We start from the raw sequence: 5,776 nt of genomic DNA, 5'->3' as shown, positions 1-5,776 counted from the left end.
GCAAGGCAATGATGAGATGGACGAGGTCTCGGGCGACGGATGGGCCAAACTTCAAACGGACGGCTCCCTCAAGGGCGAAATCCGCGTCCACAACGGTGACGATTCCACCTTCATCGCCCGCCCTAGGACGACTTCTTCAACAGCCTGCTCTCATGATCGCCGTCAAACCCTTGTTTCATGACGAATGTCCCGGCTTCACCGGGTGCTGCGTGATGTAGATGCGCAGGGTAGGAGACGGAACTGAGACGACGGTTGAGCAAGCTCTCATGCGCGGGTTGGCTACCGCATGACCGTGGTTTCGTCCTGGGGCTGCCTCGTTCTAAGAAGCGAGCGTCGACCGTGTCGGCTCATAACAGGGCACGAGGGTTCCCCACCGCGTTCCGTCCCCAACCTTGCGCATCGGCATGATCAGGGCGCCTTCCTTCTTCGCCTGTGTCCTCGTGGTTCAGATCGGGGCAGCCGTCACGGCCCGCGCGATAGCCCAGATGAAGCCCACCATCTCGCGAGCAATGGCCGTTATGACGATCACCTTCGCCTTCCCGGCCGCGACCAGCTGGCGGTAACGGTGGCACATCCGCAATTGGCCCTTCCAGGCGATATCGCGCACCGCTTGGGGTAACCCCTCGATCCTGTCGTGAAGTTTGCGGCTAACCCGCGCCTGCATCCGGTAACTCCAAGCGCCCTCGATCAGTGCGCGCCGCGCCAGCCCACTGCCGGCCTTGGTGATCCCGCCACGGCGCACCGTCGAACCGCTGGAATGCTCGGAGGGGGTAAGGCCGAGATAGGCCATCAATTGCCGCGGGTTGTCGAACCGTTGGAAATCCCCAACCTCGGCCACGACCGTGGCGGCAACGATGAAGGCGACACCCCGCATGGCCTGAACGGCTTCCACCACCGGTGCCAGACTCCAAACCGGAAGCAAATCGGCGATCTGGGCGGTCAGGCGCGCGACCCGGGCCTCGGTGTCGGCGACCGCGTCAACATAGTCCTGGAAGACGATCTGCTGAGCGGGGTGCTGGAAACGCACAGTCGTCAGCCAGCGCCGGTAGGCCACCGTCCAGCCTTTCTTGCCCTGATAGATCCGGCCATGCCGAAGCAGAAAGCCCTGCAGGTGCTGCCGCGCCTTGCCCAGGGTCCGCATTCCCGTTGCCCGCGCTCGGATCAGATCGCGCATCGCTTCATGCGCCGGGTCCGGGACCCAGACCGGCGTCAATTCTCCGGCGCGATGCAGCTTCGCCAGCATCAGTGCGTCGCGGCGGTCGGTCTTCACCCTGTCCCCGGCTTTGATCGGGATCAGTGAGGGCGCAATCACGATACAGTCGTGGCCCGCCTCGACCAACTGGCGGTGCAGGCCATAACCGCAGGGTCCGGCCTCGTAGCAGAAATGCAGCAGCGATCCGTCCGCAGCCAGCTTCTCCACCAGCTTGCGGACATGATCGGGTCGGTGCGGGACGGATCCCCAGTGGCGGACTTCGCCGCCACGCTCGCCCCGCGCAACTGCGACCGAAATCGTGGCCTTGTGGACGTCCAGCCCGATGAACGTGCTATTCTGCATCCGGTCTCTCCCCCATTCTTGAGGCTCGGCACCAGCCAATCTGGCGCAACCCTCGAACGGAGAATGCCGCGGGAGAGGCCGCCGACCCAGTCAGCTCACTCCGCGATCATGGGGTCTAACGGTGAAGCTCTTGGGGGCACCGTGGGGCCACGCGACCCGCGACCATGCTGCTGCGCCGCCTGAGTAGGCGACCGAAGCTCAGGAAGACAATCAAGACACGGGTCTCCCTGAGCTCTGGCCTTGAGCCGCCACGTCATTCTAACCCGACGGCGGCTCCGAGGTTTGCGCTGCCTGAGGTTCAGGCCGCAATCATTCCGAGCGTGCGCTCGATACGGGAGCAGCCCGGCCGGGCGCGCGCCTTCGCATAGGTTCGTTGCAGCCGACCGCTGGCATAGGCCTCGATGACGATCGCATGCACATAGCCTTTACGGACTCCTGCCCTCGGGCGCGCACCGTCGACGGCCTCGAGGGTGAAGCTGTGATCGCGGCCACTGGCCTGCGAACGTCGGCTTGCCCGAGGTCGGTCAAGCACCAGAATCCACCAGGTCCCCACGCGGTCGAAAGCGTCGTTGGTGCCCAAGTCGAGCTCGACAGCGAGGACCAGGATTGCACTCGGACGCCACGTCACGGCCGATCCCCGGTCCATCACGGGAAGCCGCTGGCCGGGGCGATGGTGACGGGCTAGGTCCGTCTCCTCTTGCGAACTAAACGGCTTCCCGAAGCGCGGCCTTGATGGCCGCGTGCTCATAAGGTTTGGCGAAGAAGCGGGCGCGCGCGGGCAGGTCGGCCGCAAGAGGCTTTTGATGCCCCGACGCAATCATGATGACGACTGGCGGCCACCGTTCGCGAACCGCAAAGGCGAGCTTGATGCCGTCCATCGAGCCAGGCATGTCGATATCGGTGAAGATAATCCGAATGTCGGGATTAGTCTCAAGTATGCGGATCGCTTCGTCAGCGTTCGCAGCCTCAACCGCGATGAAGCCGGCCTCCTCGACCATGTCGACGGCGTCCATACGAACGAAGGGCTCGTCCTCGACGACAAGGACGGTGATAGGTGCGGAGCGGGACATCAGGGATTAACTCAAATCGGTCGGTTTCGTTTCGGAGCCAACGAGGAAATTATTCGTCCGTCTCCAGGACGCCCTCCAAGAGGTAGCGGAGGCCGGTCGGATCGAAGTGAACGCCCGCCTTGCCACCGAAGTAGGCGGGGACGATTCGCTCCGTGAGCTTGGACCCAAATCCTTTCCGATCCCCTGCCTTTACGGGAGGACCGCCGCTTTCTCGCCACTCGAACCGAATCGTCCGGTCGGAAGCCACCAGCCAGTCGATGTCGACCCGCCCATCCGGCACTGACAGGGCTCCGTATTTGATCGCGTTGGTCGCGAGTTCATGCATTGCCAGGGACAAGCCAAGCGCCTGCTGCGCGGAAATTTCGGCGTGGGGGCCGAGCGCCTTCACCCGTTCCGACGCGTCGACATGGGGCCGCAATGCGCTGTCGACGACGTGCGCGATGTCGGCGGCACTCCAGCTCGTCTCGGTCAGGATGTCCTGGGCACTAGACAGAGCGCTTAGCCGCCCGGAGATGCGCTCGGTGGCGGTCTCAAGGTTCCCGGAATGCTTCATCGTCTGCGACAACCCTGTTCCGATTTCATTCCGGCACCCTGTTCCGATTTGAAGCCGGCAGGTGCGAGGTGATTTGCCTGGGTCGTTCCTGATGATTGTCGTGGATGGATTTGACGGTCAAGCGATCGTGGCTGGAGGGCTCTGCGACTGGCGTTTTCGCATGCTCTCGCCGGYGAGTTCGATGCGGTAGGCATTGTGGGCAATACGATCCATGACGGCGTCGGCGATCGTGGGATTCCCGATAATCTCGTACCAGCGGTCCACGGGGATCTGGCTGGTGATGATGGTGGCGCGGCGCTCGTAACSATCCTCGGTGAGTTCGAGGAGATCGCGTCGCTGGGTATCGTCGAGTTTTTCCGGCCCCCAGTCGTCGATGATCAGGAGTTCGACCCTGGCGAGCGCCTTGAGCAGGCGGGCGTAGCGGCCCTCGTCACGGGCCTGGGCCAGGGTGGTGAAGAGCCTCGGGGCGCGATGGTAGGCGACCGAGACATCGTCGCGGCAGGCCTTTTGCCCGAGGGCGCAGGCGAGCCAGCTCTTGCCGACGCCGGCCGGCCCGGTGATCAGCAAGCTGCGATGCTGACGGATCCAGTCGCCGCCGGCGAGGCTGAGGAAGAGCCCGCGGTCGAGGCCGCGCGACGCCTTGAAGTCAACATCCTCGATGCTGGCGTTGTGGCGCAGCCTGGCGGTGCGTGCGCGGTTCTCGAAGCGTTTTTGGCTGCGCGCRGTGCTCTCGCGTTCGAGCAGGAGGGCGAGCCAGTCGGCATGTTCGAGGGCGCGGCTTTCGGGCTGGGCCTGGAGCTCCTGGAAGCTCTTGGCCATGCCGTGCAGTCCGAGCYCGGCGAGCAAGGTCATGGTGGGATGGATCAACATGATGATGTCTCCTGGTGTCAGTGGAAGTAGCCGGGGCCGCGCAGATTGCTGTGCTCGATGATGGCGGCGGGTTCGGTGGAGGTCCTGGCTGGTGCCGCGGCTTGTCTGGCGGCGATGGCGGCAACCGCGCGGTAGGCGAAAGCGCCGATCTCGAGGGCGCGCGCGGAGACGGCTTCGGCCTGGGACGGCTTGAGGTCGCGGAACAGGCGCAGTACGCCGAGGCAGGTTCTGAAGCCGTGTTCGGGATGCGGGCGGTTGGCCAGGATGGCAATGACCAGGCCCTCCGTGCTCGGGCCCACCGTCGCCGCCCAGCGCCGAAGCCGTTCAGGGCTCCAGTCGGCGTAGCGCCGGTGAGAGCTCGGCATGTGATCGGGGTTGGTACCGTGCCGGCGTCCGCCATAGCGGCGCTGGTGAGCGGCGACGCGCTGGCCGCGATGGAAGACCTCGATCGTCCGGCTGGTGGCCCGCAGATCGACCTGTTCGCGGATCAGGCCGTGGGGGACGGAGTAGAAATAGCCGTCATACTCGACGTGGTAATCGACGCCGGCGCGGGCCAGSCGCCACTCGGCGAACTCGTAATCCTCGGGCAGTACCGCCAGGGYCGGCYGCTCGACGGTCTCGAACAGATGGCGGCGGGTGACGCCAAGGCGCCGGATGACATGGTYGTTGATCCGGTCGACGGCGTCGYGGATCGCGGCATTGGCCTCGGCCAGCGAGAAGAAGGTCTGGTTGCGCAAGCGTCCAAGGATGGCGCTTTGCGCGAAGCGGACCCCGTTCTCGACCTTCGCCTTGTCGCGCGGTTTGCGGACGCGGGCCGGCAGTACGCCGACGCCGTAATGCGAGGCCATCATGCCGTAGCTGCGGTTGAGATCCGGATCGTAGAACGAAGCCTTGTTGACGCCGGCCYTCAGGTTGTCCGGCACGATCAGGCGGGGGACGCCGCCGAAAAACCGGAACATCCGCACATGCGAGCCGATCCAGTCCGGCAGGGCCTGGGTCCAACTTGCCTCGGCGAAGGTGAAGTTCGAGGCGCCAAGCACGCCGACGAAAATCTCGGCCTCCCGGATGACGCCGGTCCGGGCATCGACGATGCCGAGCTTCTTGCCGGAATAATCGACGAAGACCTTGTCGCCGGCGACGTGCTCCTGACGCATGGTCGGCGACAGCCGACGCTGGAAGCCGCGCAGGAGGTCACAGAAACGGCTATAGCCGTAGCCCTGCGGATGGACGCCGCGATACTCCTCCCACAGGATCGCCATCGTCACGCCGGGCTTCTTCAGCTCGACGACGAGGTCGCCCCAGTTCGGCTCGGGGCGGCGACGCGCCCCCGAAAGAGCACCGGATCGCGCGAACAACCGGCCTGCCAGCGCATCATCGCTCAGCTCCGCCGGCAGCGGCCAGGACAGGCCGGCTTCCCGGGCTCGTGCCAGGTTCCCCTGCACGGTACTGCGCGCCACACCAAGACGACGCCCGATCTCGCCGGGGCTCAGATCTTCCTCAGCCAAACGCAGCATCTGCCGCAGTTGTCTCATGGTCAGCTTCCTCTTCGCAGGCATCACGGTCTCCGTCTCGGTCGATACGGAAAACGTCTGCCAGAGTGGCTGACCCAGGCCTCCAACACCCCCTTCAGGGTGCCGGCTTCATCTCGGAATCACATGCCGGCTTCAAATCGGAATGCCCTGCCGGCTTCGCTTCGGAATACCCCGCCCGCTTCAATCGGAATCCGCA

At 64.8% G+C, this 5,776-nt stretch carries 6 protein-coding genes and 1 pseudogene; 1 reads left to right on the top strand and 6 read right to left on the bottom strand.

Annotated features, from left to right (window positions below; all coding sequences use genetic code 11):
- Nucleotides 1–181: pseudogene (locus AC1DGP_RS34905) on the top strand (hypothetical protein); the annotation flags it as partial.
- 264 nt (nt 182–445) lie between these two features.
- Here AC1DGP_RS34905 and AC1DGP_RS34900 read toward each other — a convergent pair.
- The 6 genes from AC1DGP_RS34900 to istA all read right to left on the bottom strand — a co-directional run bounded on the left by AC1DGP_RS34900 (nt 446) and on the right by istA (nt 5,604).
- A complete protein-coding gene (locus tag AC1DGP_RS34900; RefSeq protein ID WP_476833255.1) occupies nt 446–1,555 on the bottom strand; it encodes an IS110 family RNA-guided transposase in 1,110 nt (369 codons plus the stop codon).
- A gap of 298 nt (nt 1,556–1,853) precedes the next feature.
- Nucleotides 1,854–2,135, bottom strand: a complete 282-nt coding sequence (locus AC1DGP_RS34895; RefSeq protein WP_476833254.1) for a hypothetical protein — start codon at nt 2,133–2,135, stop codon at nt 1,854–1,856.
- 124 nt (nt 2,136–2,259) lie between these two features.
- Complete coding sequence (locus tag AC1DGP_RS34890) at nt 2,260–2,625, bottom strand: response regulator (RefSeq protein ID WP_476833253.1); 366 nt, start codon at nt 2,623–2,625, stop codon at nt 2,260–2,262.
- A gap of 49 nt (nt 2,626–2,674) precedes the next feature.
- Nucleotides 2,675–3,190, bottom strand: coding sequence for a sensor histidine kinase (locus tag AC1DGP_RS34885; protein WP_476833252.1), 516 nt, complete (start codon nt 3,188–3,190; stop codon nt 2,675–2,677).
- Between the two features lie 105 nt (nt 3,191–3,295).
- Nucleotides 3,296–4,048: an IS21-like element helper ATPase IstB gene (gene istB, locus AC1DGP_RS34880; RefSeq protein ID WP_476833251.1), complete on the bottom strand. Its 753-nt coding sequence runs from the start codon at nt 4,046–4,048 to the stop codon at nt 3,296–3,298.
- A gap of 17 nt (nt 4,049–4,065) precedes the next feature.
- A complete protein-coding gene (istA, locus tag AC1DGP_RS34875) occupies nt 4,066–5,604 on the bottom strand; it encodes an IS21 family transposase (RefSeq protein WP_476833250.1) in 1,539 nt (512 codons plus the stop codon).
- Nucleotides 5,605–5,776: the final 172 nt, after the last annotated feature.

This window comes from Allobosea sp. 05T433 (assembly GCF_056396065.1).
The sequence above is the reverse complement of the archived record's forward strand: the minus strand, read 5'-3'. Positions and strand labels throughout refer to the sequence as shown.